Origin of the sequence: Thiosulfatimonas sediminis (assembly GCF_011398355.1) — a bacterium.
Classification (GTDB): domain Bacteria; phylum Pseudomonadota; class Gammaproteobacteria; order Thiomicrospirales; family Thiomicrospiraceae; genus Thiomicrorhabdus; species Thiomicrorhabdus sediminis_A.
This window is the reverse complement of the sequence record NZ_AP021889.1, coordinates 454,194-477,766: the sequence shown is the minus strand read 5'-3', so window position 1 is coordinate 477,766 and position 23,573 is coordinate 454,194. Positions and strand designations below refer to the sequence as shown.

22 protein-coding genes are annotated in these 23,573 nt (G+C 47.7%); 5 read left to right on the top strand and 17 right to left on the bottom strand.

Going from position 1 to position 23,573, the window contains the following annotated elements:
- Nucleotides 1–14: 14 nt before the first annotated feature.
- Genes HRR27_RS02180 through HRR27_RS02165 form a run of 4 tightly spaced genes read left to right on the top strand, consistent with a single transcriptional unit; the run spans nt 15 to nt 3,503 of the window.
- Nucleotides 15–635, top strand: a complete 621-nt coding sequence (locus HRR27_RS02180) for a ubiquinone biosynthesis accessory factor UbiJ (protein WP_173270257.1) — start codon at nt 15–17, stop codon at nt 633–635.
- Entirely contained in the window at nt 632–2,248 is a 1,617-nt protein-coding gene (ubiB, locus tag HRR27_RS02175; protein ID WP_173270253.1) for a ubiquinone biosynthesis regulatory protein kinase UbiB, read from the top strand. The genes HRR27_RS02180 and ubiB overlap by 4 nt, the downstream gene beginning before the upstream one ends.
- Before the next feature lie 20 nt (nt 2,249–2,268).
- Nucleotides 2,269–2,913 carry a hypothetical protein gene (locus tag HRR27_RS02170; RefSeq protein WP_173270250.1) on the top strand — a complete coding sequence of 215 codons (645 nt, stop codon included), beginning with the start codon at nt 2,269–2,271 and terminating at the stop codon, nt 2,911–2,913.
- Between the two features lie 20 nt (nt 2,914–2,933).
- Nucleotides 2,934–3,503 (top strand): thioredoxin family protein, encoded by a 570-nt coding sequence (locus tag HRR27_RS02165; RefSeq protein WP_173270247.1) that lies wholly within the window; start codon nt 2,934–2,936, stop codon nt 3,501–3,503.
- A gap of 58 nt (nt 3,504–3,561) precedes the next feature.
- Here HRR27_RS02165 and HRR27_RS02160 read toward each other — a convergent pair whose 3' ends face one another.
- From HRR27_RS02160 to gspC, 14 genes are all read right to left on the bottom strand, one after another.
- Nucleotides 3,562–4,134, bottom strand: a complete 573-nt coding sequence (locus HRR27_RS02160) for a hypothetical protein (RefSeq protein WP_173270244.1) — start codon at nt 4,132–4,134, stop codon at nt 3,562–3,564.
- The gene (locus tag HRR27_RS02155) at nt 4,134–5,951 is read right to left on the bottom strand and encodes a S8 family serine peptidase (protein ID WP_173270241.1); all 1,818 of its coding nucleotides are present in this window, start codon (nt 5,949–5,951) and stop codon (nt 4,134–4,136) included. The genes HRR27_RS02160 and HRR27_RS02155 overlap by 1 nt, the downstream gene beginning before the upstream one ends.
- Before the next feature lie 19 nt (nt 5,952–5,970).
- Complete coding sequence (locus HRR27_RS02150) at nt 5,971–6,789, bottom strand: hypothetical protein (protein ID WP_173270237.1); 819 nt, start codon at nt 6,787–6,789, stop codon at nt 5,971–5,973.
- An 82-nt stretch (nt 6,790–6,871) separates the two neighbouring features.
- Complete coding sequence (gene gspM / locus HRR27_RS02145) at nt 6,872–7,402, bottom strand: type II secretion system protein GspM (RefSeq protein ID WP_173270234.1); 531 nt, start codon at nt 7,400–7,402, stop codon at nt 6,872–6,874.
- Nucleotides 7,386–8,561 (bottom strand): type II secretion system protein GspL, encoded by a 1,176-nt coding sequence (gene gspL, locus HRR27_RS02140; protein WP_173270231.1) that lies wholly within the window; start codon nt 8,559–8,561, stop codon nt 7,386–7,388. Before gspL ends, gspM begins: the two co-directional genes overlap by 17 nt.
- The gene (gene gspK, locus HRR27_RS02135) at nt 8,545–9,531 is read right to left on the bottom strand and encodes a type II secretion system minor pseudopilin GspK (RefSeq protein WP_173270228.1); all 987 of its coding nucleotides are present in this window, start codon (nt 9,529–9,531) and stop codon (nt 8,545–8,547) included. The genes gspL and gspK overlap by 17 nt, the downstream gene beginning before the upstream one ends.
- Nucleotides 9,521–10,294: a type II secretion system minor pseudopilin GspJ gene (gene gspJ, locus HRR27_RS02130; RefSeq protein ID WP_173270223.1), complete on the bottom strand. Its 774-nt coding sequence runs from the start codon at nt 10,292–10,294 to the stop codon at nt 9,521–9,523. Before gspJ ends, gspK begins: the two co-directional genes overlap by 11 nt.
- Complete coding sequence (gene gspI, locus HRR27_RS02125; RefSeq protein WP_173270220.1) at nt 10,284–10,655, bottom strand: type II secretion system minor pseudopilin GspI; 372 nt, start codon at nt 10,653–10,655, stop codon at nt 10,284–10,286. The genes gspJ and gspI overlap by 11 nt, the downstream gene beginning before the upstream one ends.
- Nucleotides 10,656–10,661: 6 nt before the next feature.
- Nucleotides 10,662–11,168 (bottom strand): prepilin-type N-terminal cleavage/methylation domain-containing protein, encoded by a 507-nt coding sequence (locus HRR27_RS02120; protein WP_173270217.1) that lies wholly within the window; start codon nt 11,166–11,168, stop codon nt 10,662–10,664.
- A gap of 12 nt (nt 11,169–11,180) precedes the next feature.
- Nucleotides 11,181–11,615 (bottom strand): type II secretion system major pseudopilin GspG, encoded by a 435-nt coding sequence (gene gspG / locus HRR27_RS02115; RefSeq protein ID WP_173270213.1) that lies wholly within the window; start codon nt 11,613–11,615, stop codon nt 11,181–11,183.
- A 5-nt stretch (nt 11,616–11,620) separates the two neighbouring features.
- Nucleotides 11,621–12,835: a type II secretion system inner membrane protein GspF gene (gene gspF, locus HRR27_RS02110; protein WP_173270210.1), complete on the bottom strand. Its 1,215-nt coding sequence runs from the start codon at nt 12,833–12,835 to the stop codon at nt 11,621–11,623.
- A gap of 2 nt (nt 12,836–12,837) precedes the next feature.
- Nucleotides 12,838–14,313: a type II secretion system ATPase GspE gene (gspE, locus tag HRR27_RS02105; RefSeq protein WP_173270207.1), complete on the bottom strand. Its 1,476-nt coding sequence runs from the start codon at nt 14,311–14,313 to the stop codon at nt 12,838–12,840.
- Nucleotides 14,291–16,459 (bottom strand): type II secretion system secretin GspD, encoded by a 2,169-nt coding sequence (gene gspD / locus HRR27_RS02100; RefSeq protein WP_243830865.1) that lies wholly within the window; start codon nt 16,457–16,459, stop codon nt 14,291–14,293. Before gspD ends, gspE begins: the two co-directional genes overlap by 23 nt.
- A gap of 42 nt (nt 16,460–16,501) precedes the next feature.
- Nucleotides 16,502–17,344 (bottom strand): type II secretion system protein GspC, encoded by an 843-nt coding sequence (gene gspC / locus HRR27_RS02095; RefSeq protein WP_173270204.1) that lies wholly within the window; start codon nt 17,342–17,344, stop codon nt 16,502–16,504.
- Between the two features lie 317 nt (nt 17,345–17,661).
- On the opposite strand from gspC, the gene HRR27_RS02090 reads away from it, so the two are divergent.
- Nucleotides 17,662–17,862 carry a hypothetical protein gene (locus tag HRR27_RS02090; RefSeq protein ID WP_173270199.1) on the top strand — a complete coding sequence of 67 codons (201 nt, stop codon included), beginning with the start codon at nt 17,662–17,664 and terminating at the stop codon, nt 17,860–17,862.
- A gap of 105 nt (nt 17,863–17,967) precedes the next feature.
- Here HRR27_RS02090 and HRR27_RS02085 read toward each other — a convergent pair whose 3' ends face one another.
- The 3 genes from HRR27_RS02085 to HRR27_RS02075 form a co-directional block, all read right to left on the bottom strand.
- Complete coding sequence (locus HRR27_RS02085; RefSeq protein ID WP_173270196.1) at nt 17,968–18,324, bottom strand: hypothetical protein; 357 nt, start codon at nt 18,322–18,324, stop codon at nt 17,968–17,970.
- 327 nt (nt 18,325–18,651) lie between these two features.
- The gene (locus HRR27_RS02080) at nt 18,652–21,018 is read right to left on the bottom strand and encodes a response regulator (protein ID WP_173270193.1); all 2,367 of its coding nucleotides are present in this window, start codon (nt 21,016–21,018) and stop codon (nt 18,652–18,654) included.
- Between the two features lie 263 nt (nt 21,019–21,281).
- Nucleotides 21,282–23,471: a HAMP domain-containing methyl-accepting chemotaxis protein gene (locus HRR27_RS02075; protein WP_173270190.1), complete on the bottom strand. Its 2,190-nt coding sequence runs from the start codon at nt 23,469–23,471 to the stop codon at nt 21,282–21,284.
- Nucleotides 23,472–23,573 lie beyond the last annotated feature (102 nt).

Below are 23,573 nucleotides of genomic sequence, written 5' to 3'. Positions count from 1 at the left end.
TTCACGGAGTGTTTATGTCTGCCGATTTTTCCCGCACTGCCGCACTCTTAGCCTACGCCTTGGAGAGCGCCTTACAACAAGCGCGCAAACTGGATATCGAACACGGTCAAGCGTTCGATAAACTCCCGACAGGCCGTGTTATTGAGCTACACATAGCGCCGCTGAAAACGCCCTTATACTGCCTGCTTGCTGAAAGCCAAATCAGCGTACAGAGCCATTTAAGCGGCGCTGCAGATGCCAGCATTACCGCACCGGCAAGCGCTTGGCTTGGCTTAGCCGCAGACCACCCAAAACTTGATGCGTTTCATTTCGATGGTGAACGCGCCTTGGGCGAACAGTTTTTAAACGCTCTAGCGCATATCGAAATCGACTGGGAAGAACATCTCGCCAGCCTAACCGGTGACTTTATCGCGTTTAAAGTTGGCCATGGGGTGCGCTCATACTTGGAACTAAAACGCCGCCAACGCGCAAGCATCGAACAGACACTCAAAGAGTATCTGCAATTTGAGATCAATGCGGTTCCAACACCCTCGCAAGTGCGACACTTTAATCAAGACGTTACACAACTCAGTCAAGACCTCGAGCAGCTAGACGCTCGCATTCATCAACTCATTAAACGACACACGCCTGTATGAAAGCCATTCGCCAACTTCGCCGTCTCATTAAAATCAACCGCGTTCTCGCGCATTACGAAATCGACAAAATGGTGCTTGGTGGCACCAAGTTCGCGTGGCTGGTCTGGTTTAACGCCCTATTGCCATGGAACTGGAAAAGCCGTTCCAAATTAAGCCGTGGCGAACGCATTCGCTTAGCGTTGGAAGAGCTGGGGCCAATTTTTATTAAACTCGGCCAGGCGCTCTCCACACGCAAAGATTTGCTACCACACGACATCGCGATTGAACTTGCCAAATTACAGGACGACTGTCCACCGTTTGATGAAAAACACTCGCTCGAACTGATTGAAAAAGCACTGGGCAAAAGCGTCAACGAGGCTTTTAGCGAATTCGACCCTATGCCGATGGCATCTGCGTCGATTGCACAAGTGCACGCTGCAAAACTGCCGGATGGGCAAGAAGTGGTGGTTAAAGTGGTACGCCCTGACATTAAGCCAGTCATTGAACAAGACGTGGCTATCATGTTTATGCTCGCCAGTTTGTTTGAAAAGGCCGTTAAAATCGCCAAGCGCTTGCATCCGGTGGAAGTGGTCGCAGAGTTTGAAAAAACCATTCTCGACGAACTCGACATGGTTCGCGAGGCATCCAATGCGGCACAATTAAAACGTAACTTTGAAGGTTCTGACCTGCTGTATGTGCCAGAAATTTACTGGTCGCATACCGCAGAGAACGTGATGACGATGGAGCGCATTTATGGCATTCGCATCTCAGAAACCGAGAAGCTGATCGAAGCGGGTGTGGATTTAAAAGACCTCTCCGCCAAAGGCGTGATTATCTTCTTTACGCAAGTGTTCAAACACAACTTCTTCCACGCAGATATGCACCCAGGCAATATTTTTGTTCTGCCAGACGGACGCTATGCCGCGATTGATTTCGGCATCATGGGCACGCTCACGCCGGAAGATCAACGCTATCTGGCGGAAAACTTTTTAGCCTTTTTTAACCGCGACTATCTGCGCGTTTCCGAACTGCATATCGAATCAGAATGGGTGCCGCGCCATACCCGTGTCAATGAACTGGAATCGGCAATTCGCTCGGTCTGTGAACCGATTTGGGATCGTCCGCTAAAAGAGATTTCGTTTGGTCTGGTATTAATGCGTCTATTTCAAACCGCGCGTCGTTTTGGGATGGAAATTCAACCACAATTAGTGCTACTGCAAAAAACCCTATTGAACATTGAAGGGTTAGGCCGCCAATTAGATGACGAACTGGATTTATGGGATACCGCCAAACCTTTCCTTGAAGATTGGATGAAAGAGCGCGTCGGGCCGAAAGGTTTGGCAAAAAACATCAAAGCCAACCTGCCGTTCTGGATCGAGCAAGCGCCGACTTTACCCGGCCTGCTGCACAGCACGCTTAATAAAATGGCGCATGGCGGTATGGGCCTGCAATCTGAGCAACTCGTGCGCATCGAACAAGCGCTGGTACAACAAAACCGCATTGCACGGCATCGCAATATCGCGATTATCCTTGTGCTGCTGCCGATTTTAATCGCTCAATTAGAAATTTATTTAGATTTCTCAGCGGTTGCGATTATCTGGGCCCTTGCCGCTTATTTCGCTTTAAAAAAATAACCACGCGATTGGAGTATTAAATGATTTCCCGTTTCCTATTGATCTCTTTCTTCACCCTGCCATTATTGTACGGCTGCTCATCAAACCCAGTTGGGATGAACGATGAACAGTGGAAACAACTCAGCCCGCAAGCGCGCGAACAGCTACTGCTCAAACAGCAACAAATCGATGCCGAACAAGCGCGAGTGCAACAAGACGCTGACAATCGTGCACGCGAACTGCAACTGCAAGTGGAATTGGAAGAAAAAAAACGCCTGCAACATCTCTATAAAAACCCGATGCAAAGCAATGTAGTACGCGTCAATATTCTGCAGGGCGAGATGCAACGCGACAAGGTCACTTGGCAGCTTCGTCCAGAGAGTTTTAGCATCGCCCGTTCAGAAAACAAAGCCATCCAACTGCAACTGCGCAATCCGCAAAATGGCAAGACCCAAAGCCTGCCAGCCTATCTTCATTATCGCCAAGAGGGAAGCGCAGTAGAATTACAGCTATATCGTCAAGCGAGTAACGACCAAATTCGCTTTGTTAGTGATGGTAAATGGGACTGTGGTGCGGAATACAAGCAACGCTTAGCCATCAGCGGACAAGAACAATTGCAAATAAAAGCTTATATTGAAGAGCTGGGCGTTAAACCGATGTATTGCAAATTACGCAAACAACGCTAACCCAGATCAGGAGAATGGATATGCTCAAACCAATTTTTTTATCCACAAAAATGCGTCAACTTAGCGCGGTACTCACTCTCAGCATCGCCCTCCTTAGCGTCAATTCGGATGCTCATGCGGGTGAAATCCTGCCATTGGCGGTGGATTTACAAAAGTCGGGACAGATTGCCACCAAAAACAAAGTACCTGTGGTGATTTTTGCCACCGCCACATGGTGTAACTACTGTAAAAAACTGGAACAAAACATTCTTTATCCGCTGCTGCAAACGACGGATTTGGAAAACTACGCCCAGTTCAGCCAACTGGTATTAGACAAGTCACATTGGATGATGAAAGACTTTAATGGCAGCGACATCGAAATGAAAACCCTAGGACCGAAATTGGGGGTTATCGTGGCACCTACAACCTTATTTTTTGATGGCGAAGGCAACCAAATTGCTGATCCGATTATCGGCTTAACACTCGAAGAATTTTATCCTGGCAACCTAGAACGCGCCATCAATCAAGCACTGGCAAAACTCGGTAATGATAAACGCGTCGACATCTACAAGATGGTCGAAGAGAGCAAAGTGAACTACCAGCCGCAATAACACTCTCGCGATGGACATCAAAAAAAGGGGCAGAATCTAACTTCTCCCCCTTTTTTGGTTAGCGCGGTCTAAAACGCGGCTCACTCATTATCGGTGCAATCAAATCGACATCTCGATCCTTATCCAACGCCTCAATCATGTCGTCGTATGACTGAATTGGTTTGACGTCAATAATTGCCATATCGTCTTTCGGCAACCGCGTCACCATCTTAAACCCATAACGATCGATTACCTCTTGCAGATGTTCTGGTCGATAGGTACGCAACACAAAGGTGCCCGTCAACACAGCATTATTACCGGTTTTCTTATTCAACAGCACCGGCATAAACGCATAATGCTTGTCGTTGAATGTTTTGTCTAAAGGGCCACAGGTCTGCTTGCTAAACCACACTTGCGGAGTGTGATAAATATACCAACCGCCGTGGCGTTGCAATAACGCCAAATCAAGTTCAGCGGGCAAGTCTTGCGGCGCTAAGAGTGAGGCTACGCGCTGTAACTGCGCTTCGTAGATTTCCGTTCCAGCCATCTGAGTCACTAATTGACAGGGCAGCAAATACGCTTGCGCAGCGCTACTGCTCAACAGGGTCGCAAACAGCGCCGCGTGCAGAGAAGACTTCAACCGCGATTTCATTATTCTTGTGCCTCATGTGCATAAAAAGAGAGTGACCAATCGACCAGTTTCCCTAGCCCAGTCAATCCGGATTGCGAATCGACATCCTGAATTTTTAACTGCCAATCACCGTTTAAACGCTCCCCATAAAAAGCGTGACTGATCATCGGCAAATCAGTGACTGCGCTCTGCTTGTCAAATCCGGTGAACGGCGTCATCACAATACTTTGTGTACCGGAAGGCGAAATCAAGGTAATCACATAATCGCTAAAATCGAAATTACTCAGCGCGCCTTGAGCCGTCATCGACAAGGTCAAGCGAACACTCTCTACTTGTAAATTATCTGTTTGATTTACATTCAATCGTTCGGTGATACCAACAGCACTCTTATCGGCAATTGCACCGCCATTAGTCACTGAACCGAACAGGCGGCGGTCATCATCGCCGCCGATAAGTTGTAACGCCGGTAAAGACTGATAATTATCGGTTGCCATCGCCACGGCTGCACTCACATCCAAAGCACCAAAACCGTAATAATTTGAGAACGGAATATTCGCCGCATTCGTCACCCAACCTTGTTCAATCGCCACGGCTGGAACACTCAACGTTTTACCACTTAGATTGGCGTCAATTTTACGCGCACTCAAAGCAAGAATGTGTTTGGCATCTCGCCAAGTTAAATTGGGATTGGCTTCTAACAACAAGGCCAAGGCACCACTGACGATTGGTGTTGCTGCTGAACTCCCGCCAAAATAACTGATGTAATCGCAATTCTCATCAACCGTTGCCAAAGCACTATCTGTGCGAGTGCCATTGTTAATTTGACTGTAGCCAGTGGCACATCCCGACTGGTCGGTTGAGAGAACCGTCACTCCCGGCGCAGTAAGCCACAAGGCAGAACCCGTATTTGAAAACCACGCTTTTTTATCATCGGTTGAGTAAGCACCAATCGGAATCACATAAGGGATGGTCTGATCAGGTTCAAAATTGGTATTAAAACAGGTGACATCATACTGATTGGCTTGCGCGCACGAACCACTGGTATCAATTTTTTCAAATTCATTACCGGCCGCCTTAACATAGAGCGCGCCCTTGCCGGCACGAAGGGTTTGCGTGCCGCTTTCTAAACCAAGGAATAACGGATCATAATAACTATCATAAGCGCCTGCATTCGGCGTCGGGTCATAGGTGATCGGAAAGCCGTAACTCAAATTAAACACCGCCAAATCCGATGTAACTAAGCTTGGATGATTGATCTGCGGGTCGTAACCAATCGCGGCCAATTGATCCGTAATCGAAATATTGGTAACCCCCTCGGAGTTTAATATTTTAAACGCGCGTAATTCGGCACTGGGCGCCACCCCAATCATCCCCTTCGAATTGCCGCCCCTTGCAGCCAGCAGGCCTGCTACCGCGGTACCATGATCCCCTTCGGTGGTGGTGTTTGGCGCGGGGTCGCTCCCTCGCGTAAAAAAATTGTAAGACGCGTTTGGTGTCAGATTTTCCTGAATGTCAGGGTGCGTAATTTCCAATCCAGTGTCAATCACCGCCACTCGCACTTGATTGCCGGTGATTAAATCGCCGCTGCGATTGCGCACATAGTCCCCCTGACTAACCGCACGAATACTTTCCAGATACCACTGATAACCGACCAAAGGATCGTCGAAACTGGCAATCGCCACATCCGGCTGAATCACCGGAACCGGAGCAGGATCTTCAGACGAGCCGCCACCACAAGCACTTAATAATGCCGCGGCAAGCAAGGGCACTAGCGTAAACCATCGCAAATGAAAAGCATCGCTCATCAAGCGCACTGGCTGCACCGAAGAATCTGTCATGAACCCCCCCTTGGCACAGTTAATTGAGTACCAACTGCCCTGTAAATGTTGTGGTCGCAGCGCGCTCACCTTGGGGACGCATTAAACTTGCCCAATTTGGTAAAGCCTCTGCACTGTCCGCCTGAACCTCGATTGACCCTTGGTAAGCAATGGCTTGCACATTTTGACCGTTAAAAACGGGCGTTAAACGAATCTCACCCGCTAAACGCCATCCTTGCTGAGCCTGAATAGTCACTACCAACGCTTGCTCGTGTTGCTCTAACTGTAAATTAATCGGCGGAAATTCTTCGCCCATAAACTGCAAATCCAGTAGTTGAGCTCGGCCACCTGCTTGGCTTGGCCAATCCGATTGCGCAGTCCAATCAGCTTGTAGATTTAATCCGCTTAATCGCCATTCCACACCCGTTAACCAGCGACCGTAATCGCGATTCAACTGCCAGAACGGTTGCAAATCAACGCTGCTAAGATGTGAATCTTGAAGACTCAACTGCCGCGAGGATGCCAATACAGAATACACCGCCAAAAACTGCAAACGACTTTGCAGCCCCTGCAACTGAACACGCATTTGTGGTGCTAAAAAACCACCTGCGCTCGGTGAATTTTGCCAAGTCAAACGACCTATGGACTGATTACCTTGCTTAAAGGAGAGCGCCACATTGGCCGAACCGTCCAGCAAATCCCCTTGCCATTCACTCAACACAACGGGGTTCAGCAACTTTTTATCGAGCCAGTTGTCAGCCAGTAAAGCGACCTGTAGATGACTGAATAACGAGACCGTTAAAACCCCAATAGCAAATAGGGATAGTAGCAAAATTGGTCGGGATTTCGTGACTTTCATAAGCGCTCAGTGGTTAAGAGTAAATTTGTCTCAAGAATTGCCAGACCGGTTCAGTTGACGCCAAACAAAGCAAAATGAACAACTAAGGAGAAACAAAATCAATTTGCGCGGCGGCAAAGCCTTGCTTGGCGGCTTCGCTATTCGGAGTTATTTGCACTTTATCACTGCTCACGCCCTGCTGTTCTAAAGTGGCTAACCACTGAAACAAGCGGCTGGCAGCAACATCTTTAAACACCACCTTCACGCCCTTATTGGTTAAATCGATGCTGCTAATTTGCTGATGTAAATTCATCTGGCGCAAACTGGACTGCACCATACTCATTAACTGATTACGGTCTTGCACCTGAACACTCTGTGAATCACCAGCACGTTTTTGCCAAGCCGGAATCTGCTGCTGCAACCACTGCCATTGCTGCTGCGCGGCGTGCAACTTCTGCTCGGCTTGCGTTTGGCTGTGCTGCATCGGCAACCACAAAAAGGCGTACAGCAGCACCCAAACCAAAAACACGGCCAGCGCGCTCAAAAGGTTTTTTTCGCGCTGCGCCAGAGGCAACCAAAACTGGTTAAAACGGAACTTGAGAGACGTTAACATTTGCTCAATTTGCAACCACATCAATCACTCCTAATGCCGCTTCCGGGGTCACACTGTTAATACTTAATTTGCCATTGATGTTCGCTAATCTCGGTTCCAGCAACTGTAACTGACGACTTTGCAAAGCGCGTACTTTTAGCTGTAAAGTAGCACGGCTTTGATTCCAACGGATTTCATCTATCAAAACACCATCGGCCTGAGTCAATAGTGGCTCTAACTGATAAATCAACGGCATCAATTGCGCGTTCTGCGCCTCTGCCGCGGGCTGTAGACGGCTCAGCGTCTGCGCCTTTAGATTCACCACCCGTTTCACTTCAGGAAACATCGCTCGAAACAGTTGTTCACTCTGCACTTGATAAGCTTGTGCGTCTTGTAACGCTTGCTGACTGCTCAAATACAACGAACCCAACATGGTGACCATTAAGACACCCGCCGCCAAATTTGGCCATAACCACAGTTTGCCGATTTGCGTGCGCTGTTGCGCACTGAACTCGCCAATCCTTAAATTCAAAGCAGATAATTCACGCCACTGCAGAGCACTGTAAGCCGCTTTGGCCCACAACGCTTGCGACCATTGAACCGATTCGGCATGCTCTAAACCCTTTAGCGTCAACACTGGCGCAGGCAGAGCCACACCCACACTTTGGCCGGTACGACATAAGGATATTCCACCCTCCATCGGCGTGGTTAAACAGACGGCTTGTCCTTTATGCAAGGGCAATGCAAAACAGTCCGCCACCAAAACTAAAGAGTCCAAATTCAACGATTTTATCGCAGCAATCCACGCTTGCATCTGTGTTCTGGCAACCGCAGCGACTTGCAAAACCGCCCCCTTAGCGTGCACTTGTTTATCCAAAATCACAAAATGATAGCTTTCCACCGGCTGTGCCAACTGCTCTTCCATCGCAAAAGGCAGAGCAGCATCAATCTCAGCACGTCTTTTAGCGGGCAATGTCACTTCAGTCAACACCAATAACTCAGTCGGCACCCAGATTACGCCAAACGCCAAGAGCTGCGCCCTTGTTATCCGCCCTTGCTGCAACAATTTAGCCACAGGCTCACTCTGCAGACGCTCATCTTGCCACTGCTGCCAGTGCAATTCACCTTGGCGATTAAAACGCAGCGCACCGACGTTTACGTCAGCGTGATTTTGATGCGTTGGATTAGGATTCAGGGACACTTAACCACCTTTGGAGTAACTTCACTTGGTTTTCTGGATCACGGTAAAAGAGCGCAGACACCTGTTGCTGCGCCAAGCCAAAATCGACTCGTCCATGTAAGATAAAAAATTCGCTACGCACCGCAATCAAACTCTGCGGTAACGCTTGGGTAATCTCCGCCTGAGTCAACCCCGATGCTTGCACTAAAAATTGATAAAAATTTTCTAGCCCATCGGCCGGTGTGACTAAACGCTCGCTGAGCCAAGCTTGCACCAGCTGCGGGGTCATCCAATCGCTTAACGCCATTAACACCGCCTCCGGTGCCGTATTAATATTCACCGGAACGCTCTTGGGCAATGCGCTTAAATGCATTATTAAACGTTGCTGCTGAGCATAATCCAACTCACTCATGCCCTGTAAGTTCAACACTTCTTGCGTGCTGACCATCAAGACATTAGCGGCACGGTAGGCCGGCTGCCTCAACAGATATTGATCGGTTTCAGCACCACGTATACGCGGCTCGGAATCCTGATCAATCCAGTCACCAATCACATCTGCCAAGGGCTGATTTATCCCCTGCTGTTCGGCGTAACGATCAAACACTTGCTGCCATAATTGTTCGGCGCTGCTCGTCCCCTCTTGCGGCGGATTGGCGACCGGCAAAAGCAAATTATTCACATTGAGATTGGCTTGCGCATCAAGCAACACGCCGCTTATTTCACCGTCCTCAAACGCAATCGGTGGTAAAGCTTGCGCCCAAACTTCGTTTAAATGATCGGTTTTGTTATTTTGTCCATCCAGCTTTAAACCTTGTTTAACCCAACTTTCCAATCCCCAAGCAACACTTAACGCTTGGGCTTGATGCAACATATAACCACTGCGTTGAATTTGGGCATTTTGTTGACCGAGCAACTGGCTACTGATAATCGCCACCAAAGCCGCAACCAGCAAGACCGTTATTAAGGCAAAACCGCGCTGTTTAATTAGCATCCAACAACTCCGGCGGAGGCACGGACACTTCGATGCTGTCCGTGGCATTAACCTCGGGAGTCGGAGCTTGCGGCGTACTTTCAGACGACGTATCCGATGAATTTTCGGCTGCCGAGGTCGCGGTTGTATACGGATTGAAATCCAACCAATCCACACCCGCAAACAGGCGACGCACCTCTCCTTGTGCAGTTTGCATACTGACTTCCAGCGCTTTAGGCAGGCGATTATTCAACGATGCCGGCGTTTGATTAACCGGCGGCCAACTGCTTTGCCACTGTCCGTTTTGATCTAAAAAGCGCAACGCAAATTGTTGCACGTCTTGCAATAACACTCGGCGACTGGGCTGTGAATCAGGGGCGCGATCTGACACCGGCCATTGCAAACGTATCAACTCACTCCCCTCGAACAGATAAGCGACTCGCAGCACACCATAACGTCCAGCCTGTGCCAAAGGGCTATCGGCCACGCTGAAGCGACTAAACTCCAGCGGAATATCGGTACGGTAAGCCAAAGCAGGCAATGTACCGCCCAAACCGTCGCTCACTGCCCGCGGCGCCAGTTGCATTAAATCTTGCTCCAACCACCACCAAGCGGATTGCACCTGACGTAAATCTTGTTGATGACGCTCTAATATCTGATTAGAGCGAACACTGGCATCAATACTTTGATAAGCCATCAAACTGATAACGGCTGCAATGCTCATCGCAATCAGCAATTCAATCAGGGTAAACCCTTGTTGGCGAATCCGCGGTTTACAATCCATCCGCGCTAACCACACTCACTAAACGAGCACTAAGCGAGCCATCGCCAGATGCATTCTGCTGGCGCACTTCGATGCTCAATTTTCTAAACTCTGGCAACTGGGTCGGTTCTATTTTCTGCTCGACAAGCCAAGTTCGTCCGAGCATCTGTACTTTTTTATCAGCACCGTTAAGCTGGCCGCCAAGCTGCTCTTGCAAAAGCGCATTTTGTGCCACCCAAGTGGCCAGCACTTTTTCCTCTAACAGCGTCTGGTTGTGCGTCGTCATGCCCATGGTTCGACTTAACGCAGCCAAAGCAATTGCAGCAATCACTAAAGCAATCAGCACCTCAATAAGCGTAAAACCCGATTGACGTTTTTTCACTGCGCTCTATTCCATCTCAGCGAGGAGTTCAAAATTTAACCACCTATCCCATTGCAATACGCTCAGTGGCGCATCGCCCCCTTGGTTTGTTAATTGCCAAGAAATCTGGCCCAACTGCGCCTCACCATTGGGCAACAGCAACCAACCCGCCAAAGTCACTTGGCGAGCATCGTCAACCAAAAAGAATGGCGGCTGATTGAGTGGCAACTGCCATTCGACAGTCCACAGCGCCGACCAAGAAAGAGGTTGCAGCTTACTGGCAGTCTGCCAACGCCCTTGCGACCATTGATACACCTGTAAACCTTGCGCACTCACACCCACTAAATGAGTACGTTGCGTCCAAGTCGCTTGATCTTGCGCCTGCTTAAACAGGCCTTGGATTTTAGCCGCTTGTTCACGCGACTGGGCGGCGTCATTGTTCTGCAAACTCAGCATTCCAGCAGACAAAAGCACACCAATAACCAACAACACGACCATTAATTCAAGCAGCGTAAAGCCGCGCTGGCGCATCATTTCAAGCAGCGTCTACTTTGCTTGCCAGTTGCCGATGGTGGCATTGATGTCCTCGCCACCGTCCATCCCATCGGCCCCTAAGGTATATAAATCAAATTCACCGTGTTCGCCTGGCATCAGATACAAATAGGGATTTCCCCAAGGGTCAAGCGGCAGATTATCCAACAGTTTTTTCCAGTTTTTCGGTTGTGGGTCATCCGTTGGCTGGCTCACTAAAGCCTCAAGCCCTTGGTCAGTGGTCGGATAATTATAGTTATCCAACTTATACAATTGCAGTGCCGAGGCGATTGCACCAATGTCCTGTTTCGCTTTTACCAAACGCGCCTCATCCGGACGATCCATTAACTTGGGTACCACAAAACCGGCTAAAACCGCCAAAATGACGACCACAACCATTAATTCAATCAACGTAAAACCGTGTTGTTTACTGTTATTTTGTTTTTTCATCTAAATTATCCAACCATTTGGTTCATTTCAAAAATGGGCAACATAATGGCGAGCACAATCGTCAAGACAACTGCGCCCATCACCATAATCAAAATCGGTTCAATCAAACTGACCAGCGTTGCCGCCGCGTTTTCTACTTCATTTTCATAATGTTGCGCGCCGCGCAATAGCATCGAATGCAGCTGCCCTTTGCCCTCGCCGGTGCCAACTAAGTTCAACAGCAGCGGGGGAAACACTTTCGACTGCTGCATGGCAAAATGCACACTTTTGCCTTGGCGTACCAACTCGACCATGGCTAACACCGATTTTTTCAGCGGGTCGATGGTCATCACTTCCGCGGAAATGGTCATCGCATCTCGTACCGTAACGCCAGAGGCCAACAAAACCCCAAAAGTACGCGCCCAACGTGCCGCCGCAGAATACAGCAAAAACTTCCGCGCCCCCGGCAAACGCAACCACAAACGATGTATCTTAAAGCGGCTGCTCGGGCGAGACATAAGCCAACGGTATAACAACCAAACGCCGACCACCGTGAATAACATCGCTCCCCAGTGCGTCTGCACAAAAGCACTGGCGCTGAGTAATCCTTGCGTTAAGGGAGGTAACGTCTGCTGCATATTATCAAACACGCCGACCACTTTGGGCACCACATACACCATCAGAAAAAACACGATTGCAAACGCAACGACAACCATCAAAATCGGATAAATCATCGCTGTTTTGAGTTTTTTATTCATCTTCTCGCGTTGTTCGATGGTGTCTGCCAAACGCGACATCACTTCGGTCAAGTGGCCACTGTGTTCACCGGCTTGAATGATTGCGACATAGTCGGCCGGAATTTTATAAGGCGCTTTCTGTAAAGCCTGCGTCAGCGAATAGCCTTCGCTCACTTTAGAGTGCAGACTGCGAATAAAACGCATAGTCACTTTCTTCTCAGCCTGTTCAGTTAAGGCTTTAAGGGCATTATTTAGCGGTGTGCCGGCTTCCAGTAAGGTATGCAATTCACGCGTGAATAAGGCTAAATCTTCGGTCGCCAGCTTGGCTTGCAACCAGTTGCTGGTCGATTTGCTTGGTTTGGCGGCTTTGACTTCTTGTAAAGCAATCGGGATTAACCCTTGGTCGCGCATTTGTTGGCGCGCCAAGCGTTCAGAATCGCTTTCCAGCATCCCTTTTTTACTTTTGCCTTGTTGAGTCAAGGCTTTATATTCAAAAACAGCCATGCTTAATTTTGCGTCACACGAAGTACTTCGTCCAAACTGGTTTTTCCATCCAACACCGCTTGAAAACCACTCTGATTTAAAGACGGTGCCGATTGACGCAAATACGCATCAATCTCCGCTTCAGACTGCTGTGAATGAATCATCGAGCGCACCTTATCATCGACCAACAACAACTCGTACAACCCCATGCGTCCGGCGTAACCGGTGTGCTGACAAATGTCACAGCCGTTCGCTTGATAGACAGTCGCACTGGCCACACCGAGCTGAGCGCATTCGGCGCTGTCCGCCGTGTGCGGCTGCTTACAATGCACACACAGTTTACGCACCAAGCGTTGCGCCAAAACCCCATTCAAACTGGAAGCCAACAAAAACGCTTCGGTTCCCATATCGCGCAAACGCGTCAAAGCGCCAACGGCAGTATTGGTGTGCAGAGTTGATAACACCAAATGCCCTGTTAACGAAGCTTGCACTGCAATTTGTGCGGTTTCTGGGTCACGAATCTCACCAATCATCACCACATCTGGGTCTTGTCGCAGTAACGCACGCAAACCACGAGCAAAAGTCAAATCCGCTTTGGTATTGACTTGCGTCTGGTTAATCCCGTCGATGTTGTATTCAACGGGATCTTCAATCGTCATAATATTGCGCTGTGTGTCGTTGAGTCCCATCAAACCGGCGTACAGTGTGGTGGTCTTTCCGGAACCGGTTGGCCCAGTCACAAGAAAAATTCCATGTGCTTTTGACAAGGCCTTAGCGACATCCGCCTCCATGCGTGCTGGCATCCCTAAATCTTTTAAGGTCAAGCGCTCCGCCCCCTTATCCAGCAGACGCAATACCACACGTTCGCCAAAACTCGAAGGCAGGGTCGAAACCCGTAAATCAACCGCGCGCCCGCCTAACTTCAATGCCATGCGGCCATCTTGTGGGATACGTTTCTCGGCGATATCCAGACGCGCCATCACTTTAATACGTGACACGAGCATCGATGCTAATCCAGGCTTGGGGCTAAGTACGGTTTTTAAAACGCCATCCACTCGGAAACGCACCCGCAATTGATTCTCGTAAGGTTCAATATGAATATCAGACGCTTCAGCGCGAATCGCTTCGGTCAAGACCGCATTGAGTAATTTGATTATCGGCGCATCATCAGCGCTATCGAGCAAGTCTTCGGGTTCGCCCAATTCGGCAAACACTGTCGCTAAATCATCCGTCTGAATCGAATCCGCAACATCAATCGAATTACTGCCGCTATCGGCATAGGCGACTTGCACTTTTTGACTAAGCTGTTCAGCAGAAACTTTGCGCCATTCAATCGACTGCTGCGGATGCAAAATCCACAATTGCGCCTGCACGTCTTGCAGGGCCGCCAAAGGGGTTTGCTCGGTGAATAACACGCTCAACCCCTCTTGATGCTCGAGCACAAGCTGATTCTTACGTGCAAAACTAAATGGCAGATTAAAAGTCATAGAAGGCATCATAACTATCACCAAATCCAGACGACTCCGACTCAATGGGGGCTTGCGTTGGCGCAGCTTTTGGCGCAATCGGTGCCGAAGCGGCAGGCGTATCAACAGGTGCAACGGTGGCGTTATCATTGCGCCACTCTTGGTATTGCGGTAACTGCGGACGCAAGCCAGGTTTAATCCACGAACGCTGCGGCAGTTGCAAAATACGCTGTTGCTCGTCAAAAATCATATTGTATTTTTGACGACTGTAAAAATCGCTTTTGAGATTATCGCGCACAATCACCGGACGCAAAAAAACCATTAAATTAGTTTTTTGACGACTGCTGTCAGTTGAGCGAAATAGCGCACCAAGGCCGGGAATATCCCCCAAACCAGGGACTTTGGAATCAACCTGCGTCTCTTTCTCGTCAATTAAACCACCTAATACCACCACGTTGCCGTCACCGACAATCACTCGCGTCTTAATTTGTCGCTTAGTGGTTTGAATATCCACCGCTTCGCCTTTAGGTATTACGTCAGACACTTCTTGATCGATTTCCAGATAAATCTCATCTCCTTCATTAATCTGCGGTTTCACTTTCAGGCTCAAGCCGACATTTTTACGCTCAATAGTACTAAACGGATTGGTCACGCTGGTGGCTGTCGAGGTGTAACTGCCCGTTTGGAAAGGCACTTCGCGACCGACCAAAATCTCCGCTTCTTCATTATCCAGAGTCAATAGGGAGGGGGTGGCTAAAATATTGGAGGCCGAATCACTGTTCAGCGCCTTTAAAAAAGCCGCCCAACCATTGTTACCGTTATATTGACCGGCGGCAAAATTCACCCCAGAACCTAAGGCGGCGGCCTGTGCCAAAGGATTACCAACATTGCCAATTAAGGTCGGCAAGGTACCGCTGAAATTAATCAACCCTGCACCCTGTTCGCCAAAAACACCCCATTCCACGCCCAAATTGGCCGCACGGTCTTCGGAAACTTCCACAAAAATCGCCTCGATTAACACTTGTGCGCGACGAATATCCAACTGGCGAATCACCTCTTTTAAGGCGCTGACAATTTGTGTTGGTGCGCTGATAATCAGCGCATTCATACGCTCATCCGCTTCAATGCTAATGCGCTCTTTAAGTTGCTTACTGTCATTCATCAACACGGTCGTGCCGCCGACCGCTGCGGGTGCTTTATCGTTCGAATCGGGCTGAGATACGGCTGTATCCGGCGCGCTCTGAGCACCTTCATCAGCCCCTAAGCCCGACTGGGCTAATGATTGGTTACTGGCTATTTTTTGCAGCACTTGCACAATATCAGTGGCTTTGGCATAACGCAGATAAATCACTTGAACACGCCCTTCGGAGGAGGTTGGCACGTCCAACTCTGCCAAAAGGGCGCGCATCATCATGCGTTTTTGCTCGTCACCCGTCAAAATAATACGGTTAGAGCGTTCATCTGCGGCGATGGTCACATCAGTACCACCTTGATTTTTTGGAATCAATCCTTTTACGGTCTTGGCTAAATCATCCGCTGGGGCATGTTCGATTTGAATGACTTCAAACTGACCATAATTGTTTACATCCACCTTACGTAAGATGCTTTTGATACGACGAATATTGGCGACCGTATCGGTAATAATCAGGCGATTGCTCTCAGCCAAACCGACTAAATGGCCCTCACGCGCGACCAAAGGACGCAAAATCGCCACCAATTTCGTCGCTTCAACATTGCTCACATCCAACACCTCGGTCACCCAATCTTCTGAGGTTTCTCGGTTGTTGCGATACGGTAGCTGGTCTTTCGCCATATTGGCTGGCACGATTTTGGTCACTCCGTCGGCATCCACCGCGACATAACCATGCACACTCAAAACCGATAATAACGTCTGGTAAAGTGCGTCCGGATGCATTCCTTGCGGCGCAATCAGGGTTACCTTGCCTTTAACCCGTGGATCAATCACAAAGTTATGTCCAGACAATTTGGCCACCGCTTCTATCACCGTGGTGAGTTCAACGTTTTGGAAATTCCCAAAACTCTGGGTTGCCATTTCCTCTGGGGCAGCCAAAACACTGCCGATTGGCGCGGCAGCACAAATAAGAGAGCCGCCGAGAACAAGGCGCAAAATGCCTTGGCGTAATTTGCTGGTTGAGTTAAGCCTTAAAATCTGTGTCATGCAGTATGCCTTTTCGCTCATATGCTATCTGTATCACCTCACTTAAAGTGAGACGAATAAATCCTGAAGTTGTCCGCTGCGTTCAATCTGTAACCGAAACTGCGATTTTTGCAACAGTTGCTGAAACTGTTTTGGGTCTTGTCCCATATCCCCCACCGACACGCCATCAACCGCTAAAATTTTGTCGCCACTTTTAAAACCCAAGCCTTCAAACAACTCGCGCTCTTGGCGTGGCCAAACCTGCAACGCATACATTTTTCCGTCACGGTTCAAGTTACGGAAACGCACGTAACGATTAAGGGCCAAAGGGGTCTTTTTGACATCGCTGCGAATTTTCGCCAATTTCTCTGGATCCAACGCCATACTCGGCGCAACATCATTGGCCGTGCCTGCTGGAGACTGTGGAATATCACTCTCTTGCAGCTGTAATTTTTCTAATTTCCCGCGATTATTCAAGACGACAAAAGTCGGTTCTATCTGTTCAATCTGCACTTGTGGACGTAATTCCTCTGCGGCACGCAAGACTAAGGTATTGCGCCCTTCTTCAATGACCGCAACAGCATCGTTTGGCGTATAGAGAATCCCTGTCAATTTGATGTTTAATTGCGTGCTTTGAAGATTTTCAAGATCATCGACCTGCGGCTTATTGGGTTCCGCTTCGACAAGACTCGGTTGCACTTGAACTTGCCCTAAAAGAAAAGAGGGCTTTGCTGGCGCCAGTGGCGCGACAGTGAGATTATCGGATTTTTGCAATGCCGGCTGTAAAATATCTACCGCCGGTTGGAATGCTTGATTAATGACTTTGCCCAACACCCAAAAGGCCGCCAATAACAACAGCCATGCCAAGGCTTGCTCAAACAGGGATAGGTAGTTTTTATTGGTCATCGAAATACTCAAATTCACCTTACAATAACGCGTCAACAAAGAAATTAATTTATAAATACGGTTCGAATTGTAGCCTAAAGCGCACCGTCTTTCGTAAAAATACACTTCTGAAAAAATGACGTTTTCGTGAAATCCTTAACAAGCCCACCCATTAAGAAGGCGCAGAACAGATCCAAATCGCTTCAATCGGGACTTACACAGCCTCTCCTTAGGGCTTGCTTAAGGTCTCACTAAGCGTGAAAATACCGCGCAGGTTTGTGCAAAATGCTCGACTGACGACAGCGCGCACAGCCATTTAATTGTTTAGGAGCGTGAATATGCCACTGGCTTGTCAATATTACAGTGAACTGGAAGTCGCCGCGATGCGGAATACCTCGGTAACCCTAATCGAAAACGGGAAGATACTGTATCAAGGTAAAGTTAAAACTCTATCGACCCAGGCCGGAAAGGAGTTTTTGGTTACACCCGAGGATGAAAGGATTCCACTGGATAATGTAGAGCGAGTTGAAAAATACTAGGAAGGCATTTTAAACCTATAGAGACCCCCCGCTTCAAGCTTTTAAGTGCAACAGCTCAGGAGAGGCGTTGCTGACCATGCGTCCCGAAAGAGAGACTGAACGCTTTTATATCGCTTGTCGATTAAGCAAAGTCTCAAAATCACGGGGATGACAATGGCTTAAAGTTTGTAAAGCCATACCCATCAAACGCTCTATCTTTGCGTTGCAAATCGCTAAAGCGACGTCTTTGGAAACGACTTTTTCACGGTTAAAATCATCATGTATCGGGCACACGCGATTAAGTAAAAAATAGTAGAGTTGATCCCCCCATTCAAATGTGGCCTGGTCAATACTGCCTGCCGGCATAATCGCTTGCCATTCACGCACACAATCCTCTGGTGAATCAAACATCGCGATACTTGCTAACGCAATCGCTTGACGCGAAGAAGCAGACACCACCTTTAAAGACATACTGGCTTGCATAATCTCCCTACAAAAATTAAGTATTAATGCGTAATTATATACCCATTTTGACGTATGGCAATCCGACTCATTCACTATTTTGAATTTTTATTTACAAGTGGCACGCGCCAGCGGAGTTGGCGGAAATCAAGTGACCAGCGGCTAACGAAAGAGAAACAAAACAACGATTTTACCGATATTTTAAGCATACCTTGACCACAAATCGACTCGATGCAAAACCCCAAAAGCACCTTGTCTCGCGTGCAACAGCATGCAACCAAGCGCTTAATGTAAACAGCATGCCCGCCAAAACCACAAAAAATCTGCTTAAACGATCGCGTTTTGCATCTACTTGCTCATCAAGACTTTATTTAAGCCGCTATTGGACAACACCGTATTCAGCTGGTTCAATAATAGTTCGCGGTCAATTGGCTTGGTCAGATAAGCGTCCATGCCGACAGCAAAGGCTTTTTGAATGGTCTCTTGATTGCTATTGCCGGTCAACGCAATAATCGGCATCGACAATCGCAACTGTTCGCGTATTTTTTGGGTTGCCTTTAAACCGTCCATAGCGGGCATTTCAATATCCATTAAAATAACATCCACCGCGTTTTTGCCAATCACCTCAAGTGCTTCAAAACCATTACTGGCTTGTAGCACGGACAACCCCATCTCTTGCAAAAGATAGAGGAGCACGGTACGGTTCACTTCGACATCCTCAACCACCAATACCGTTTTACCTTGCAACTTGACTTGCGGCTGAACCGCTATAGGCTCCGGCTTTGGTGCCTCCACCGCCATCCGCGGAGTAAAATCGGGGACAGCCTCTAAAACCGCACACTGAGCAAAATGAATCTCAAACCCTACACCATTCTCGGTGTTGCGTGCCTCAATTTTACCGCCCATACCCTCAACAATCAGTTTTGATATATACAACCCCAAACCACTGCCGCCTTGCGTAAATTTAGTGGTGAAATAGGGGTCAAAAATTTGCGACAAGATTTGCTCATCAATGCCACCGGCATTATCCGAAAAAACCATACCGCTGGCGCTAAGGTGCAAATCAATCCTTGGCTTCTGCACCAAATTTTCCTTAATCGCATCAATCGAGTTGGCAATCAAGTTGATTAAAACCTGTTTAAACTCGCCCTCATAACCGTTTACTTGCAAGTTAACCCCAGTGACATAAACCATGATGCGATGCTTGTTTAAGCGCCCTTCTAAAAGTTTCAGTACCTGACTGATTGCCGATTTTAAAGCAAAGTTTTGTGGCACTTTATCTTGTCTAAAAAAGTTCTGAAAATCACTGACCGTTTGCCCCATGAAGTCGATAAGCCGGTTCTGTTCTTTAACAAAATCCTCAAACAATGCGTTATTCATTTCACCCTGATGATACTGCCCAGAAAACTTAACCAACCTAAGCGATAATTCGTTCAGCGGTTGTCGCCACTGATGTGCAATCGACCCAAGCATCTCACCCAAGAGCGCATTTTTACTGTGCTTATGAACAACCTCAAGCTGGATCGCATTTTCACGCGTTTTAAGAATTAAATCGCGCTCCGTTTTTAACGCCCGCTCTTGCAAACGCGCTTGATACTCCTGCTCTTTATGGATAATCAATTGCACGCCGATAAAACCTAATACCAGTCCGAAAAACACCAAAGCAATCGCAATACTCACCGCATAGGAAGTGGTATTTGCAATCAACGCCGCCCCTTTATCAAAAGCACCAAAGGTCAGCACCAACCACTGTTCGCCTTTATTACCTTGCGTGGCGTCGCGATCGACCGTCACCGGCATACCGCCAAATTCGACATTGAATTGCAGAATATCGCTCAATTGAATGTTGTTTTGGGCGACAAAAACTGACTCGCCAAATAACTTATACAACAACGGACTGCCCCGTTTTTGATTCAACAGTTTAAGTAACTCAGGTGGCACGGCACGGGTTAAGGACTGCCAATTTTCCTGAAAAACCACTTGGCCATAAGAGCGCACGATAATCGATTCGAACGCACTCACCTCGTTATGCCGCGCAATTAAATCTAAAAACAATCCGGACAGTTTTAAATTGGCTTTAAGCAAGCCAATCACTTCGCCCTGTTCAAGCAGCGGTATCACTATCCCCAAAACATAAGCATTGGCGCTCTCATCAAAACCGCGATCGTCAATGAAAACTTGCCCTCGACCCTGATGGTATGCACCTTGCCACCAATATTTATGTTGATGCGCAAACGTGGTTAATTTATTGGTTGAGGCAATGGCAACACCAAAGCGGTTAGTGACAAAGATCTCTCCCATTAAATTGGGTAAGCCGCTTTTCACATCGCGTAAATACATCGCCACTGGATTAGTCAAAACGCTTTCAATTAGCGGCGATGTATTGTGTGTTTTCCATGCCTCATTTTGCTCCGCAATTTGCGCTTTGCGCGCTGCCACACCTATCTGTGCATAGTTTTCATTACTGGAACGCAATGCTTGAGTAAGCAACTGATTTGAGCCAATAACCTGCACTTTTTCGATATTTTGACGAAGCAAAGTTTGCACATCCACCGCCAACTCTTGGCCCTTTGAAGAGAGTGTCTGCTCAAACTCATCCTGAGCAAGTGTTTCAATCGTTTGGACATGATAATAAAACGTGATGGCGATTAAGCCACTGACAATAATGCTGAATAGCAATAAGAGGTTAATCCGAATTTGTCTTAAAGAACTCATCAACACTCTCCACTAACATAACCGATGCACCCAACCGAATAAAACGGCTCTTACGCCCATGAAATACGACAAACTACTTATTAAGGGCAGTATACTGAACAATTACGATTAGAGTGAAGGTTTCTTAAGAAGAGCCTATTATGACATCAAAAAAGCGCCATAAATGCGCAAGCTTACTGGATCGGTTAAGAAAACGCAGAATAAACTCTCACAGGCTTTAACCAGCAGCAAGAGCTGTTCGACTTATTCTGCGCTGCCTTGGATTAATGGAGGCTTACGGTTGTCGCAGACAAACGCGCCACAGAATCATTCAGCGGATGATGACCATCGGATTCGTTAGTGTTGAAAAAAGCCATATTTTCACCTAACTGATTCGCCTGTTCACTCATGCTTTCCGCCGCTGCCGATGTTTCTTCCACCAACGCAGCATTCTGCTGAGTCACTTCATCAATTTGACTGATCGCCAAATGCACTTGCGAAATCCCTTCGGCTTGCTCGGCAGAGGCTTTGGCAATATGGTCAATCATTTGCGAAACCTGTTTAACCGAATCATTGATATTTTCCAACATACTGCCAGACTCACCCGCCAGCTCGGTCCCTTGGTTAATAAGCGCAACATTGTCATCAATAAGATTTTTAATGTCTTTCGCGGCATCCGCAGATTTTTGCGCCAAAGCGCGAACTTCACCAGCGACCACGGCAAAACCACGCCCTTGCTCACCGGCACGTGCCGCCTCTACCGCGGCATTTAGCGCCAATAAATTCGTCTGAAAAGCAATCCCATCAATTAAGCTAACAATATCGACAATGCGGTTACTGGAATCTTGAATTGAGGTCATCGCTGCAATGGTTTGCTTCATCACGGCACTGCCTTGGGTTGCTTTGGCCTGAACTTCCGTGGCAAGACGCGCAACATCTTGAGCACTTTGTGTATTTTGCTGAACCGTTGCGTTCATCTGCTCCATGGTTGCCGAGGTTTCCTCTAAGGACGCCGCTTGCTGCTGCACGCGTTGACTCAAATCCAACGCCCCTTTAGTAACTTCATCGGAAGCGCCTTGCACGATTTCTGAAGCATTAACCGCTTGTGCAATAATCGCGCTCAGATTTTCTGCGGTGGTGTTAATCGCTTTTTTAATGTCCGCTAACTGTCCGCCGCATTGCGCGCTGACTTGACGAGTTAAGTCACCTTTACCTTGCGCGTTCATCACTCCAGTAATATCACTGATTACTTCATCCAACACTCTAACAGTCGCATTAATCGACTCTTTCAAATCCAACATTTCACCATTGGCTGCGGCTTCTACACGTTGACTAAAAACACCTTGCGAAACGTGATCCATCACATTATTGATGTCATTAATCACTTCATTCATTTCACGCATCGAGCCGCTCGCTAAATCCAACATACGACGATATTCACCCGATACATCGGCATCAATCTGTACTGAAAATTGCCCAGCTTGAATCGATTGCATTACGTTATTCAATGCATCAACCACATCGGTAATGCTGTCCGCACTGTCATTAATCCCCGTTTTCAACTGCAATAAATCACCGTTTACTTCAAGTGCCATACGCTGGCTAAAATCCCCCTCTGCTAAAGCATTAACGGTTCGATTGGCTTCGCTAATGGTTTTTTGCAGTGCATTTAACAGATTATTGACCGAATCGCTCATGGCCCCAATTTCATCACGATCGCTAATTTGCGCTCGGTATGAAAAATCCTGTTGCTGTGCCAAATTGTCCAAACCTCGCGCTAAGGTCGCAACATTACGACTAATACGTGCCGAAATCAGTAGACCTAAACCCAGTCCCAAAGCCAAGGCGATGACGATCATGCTGATAATTAAAACCGACGACTGATTAAATAATTCCGTCGAAAGCGCACTGGCATCTGCAGCGTTATTGACTTTTATCAATGTTAATTCGGTTAATAAATTATCAACCTGCTCATTAATCTTACGATTATCGACTAGGGCAATCTGTACCGATTCACGATTTTGCATCGTCAATTGACCGCTGCTTTTTTCTAAGCGGGCGGCTTCCAATAATTGGGCAGTGGCTTTACTGTATTCTTGGTTGGCTTCACGCATCCGAGCAAAAAGTGCTATCGCTTCGGGAGCAGTAATCAACTTCTCAGCTTCGTTCAAATTCTCTTGCATTCTTGTCGCGTATTTTTCAACCGCTTGGTAATACTCCGCTTGGTCAATGCTATCGTCGGTTTGCGCCAACAACAAATTGCGCACCGCTCTCGCCTGATACAGCAAATCAATATTGGCTTCTTTAATATAATTTAAACCGAGCAACTCTCGCTCATACATACTGTCCGCCATCGTATTAATTTTAGAAACCGAGTTTAATCCGAGAACCCCTACACTGAGCATTAACACCAAAAGAAGCCCGACTAAACTCATTAATTTAGTACGAACGGATAAATCAAAGAACCACGTCATGAAACTCTCCTCAAATCAGAAAATGACATTGCTCGCGCACAAAACCTACCGCGCTTAAATGTCAAAACACGCTACATTTAAAATGCAGAACCATGACAATAA

What these genes read in the sequence shown, in the direction of transcription:
- HRR27_RS02180 (WP_173270257.1), top strand. Translation starts at nt 15, where the DNA reads ATGTCTGCCGATTTTTCCCGCACTGCCGCACTCTTAGCCTACGCCTTG.
- ubiB (WP_173270253.1), top strand. Translation starts at nt 632, where the DNA reads ATGAAAGCCATTCGCCAACTTCGCCGTCTCATTAAAATCAACCGCGTT.
- HRR27_RS02170 (WP_173270250.1), top strand. Translation starts at nt 2,269, where the DNA reads ATGATTTCCCGTTTCCTATTGATCTCTTTCTTCACCCTGCCATTATTG.
- HRR27_RS02165 (WP_173270247.1), top strand. Translation starts at nt 2,934, where the DNA reads ATGCTCAAACCAATTTTTTTATCCACAAAAATGCGTCAACTTAGCGCG.
- HRR27_RS02160 (WP_173270244.1), bottom strand. Translation starts at nt 4,134, where the DNA reads ATGAAATCGCGGTTGAAGTCTTCTCTGCACGCGGCGCTGTTTGCGACC.
- HRR27_RS02155 (WP_173270241.1), bottom strand. Translation starts at nt 5,951, where the DNA reads ATGACAGATTCTTCGGTGCAGCCAGTGCGCTTGATGAGCGATGCTTTT.
- HRR27_RS02150 (WP_173270237.1), bottom strand. Translation starts at nt 6,789, where the DNA reads ATGAAAGTCACGAAATCCCGACCAATTTTGCTACTATCCCTATTTGCT.
- gspM (WP_173270234.1), bottom strand. Translation starts at nt 7,402, where the DNA reads ATGTGGTTGCAAATTGAGCAAATGTTAACGTCTCTCAAGTTCCGTTTT.
- gspK (WP_173270228.1), bottom strand. Translation starts at nt 9,531, where the DNA reads ATGCTAATTAAACAGCGCGGTTTTGCCTTAATAACGGTCTTGCTGGTT.
- gspJ (WP_173270223.1), bottom strand. Translation starts at nt 10,294, where the DNA reads ATGGATTGTAAACCGCGGATTCGCCAACAAGGGTTTACCCTGATTGAA.
- HRR27_RS02120 (WP_173270217.1), bottom strand. Translation starts at nt 11,168, where the DNA reads ATGATGCGCCAGCGCGGCTTTACGCTGCTTGAATTAATGGTCGTGTTG.
- gspG (WP_173270213.1), bottom strand. Translation starts at nt 11,615, where the DNA reads ATGAAAAAACAAAATAACAGTAAACAACACGGTTTTACGTTGATTGAA.
- gspF (WP_173270210.1), bottom strand. Translation starts at nt 12,835, where the DNA reads ATGGCTGTTTTTGAATATAAAGCCTTGACTCAACAAGGCAAAAGTAAA.
- gspE (WP_173270207.1), bottom strand. Translation starts at nt 14,313, where the DNA reads ATGATGCCTTCTATGACTTTTAATCTGCCATTTAGTTTTGCACGTAAG.
- gspD (WP_243830865.1), bottom strand. Translation starts at nt 16,459, where the DNA reads ATGACACAGATTTTAAGGCTTAACTCAACCAGCAAATTACGCCAAGGC.
- gspC (WP_173270204.1), bottom strand. Translation starts at nt 17,344, where the DNA reads ATGACCAATAAAAACTACCTATCCCTGTTTGAGCAAGCCTTGGCATGG.
- HRR27_RS02090 (WP_173270199.1), top strand. Translation starts at nt 17,662, where the DNA reads ATGCCACTGGCTTGTCAATATTACAGTGAACTGGAAGTCGCCGCGATG.
- HRR27_RS02085 (WP_173270196.1), bottom strand. Translation starts at nt 18,324, where the DNA reads ATGCAAGCCAGTATGTCTTTAAAGGTGGTGTCTGCTTCTTCGCGTCAA.
- HRR27_RS02080 (WP_173270193.1), bottom strand. Translation starts at nt 21,018, where the DNA reads ATGAGTTCTTTAAGACAAATTCGGATTAACCTCTTATTGCTATTCAGC.
- HRR27_RS02075 (WP_173270190.1), bottom strand. Translation starts at nt 23,471, where the DNA reads ATGACGTGGTTCTTTGATTTATCCGTTCGTACTAAATTAATGAGTTTA.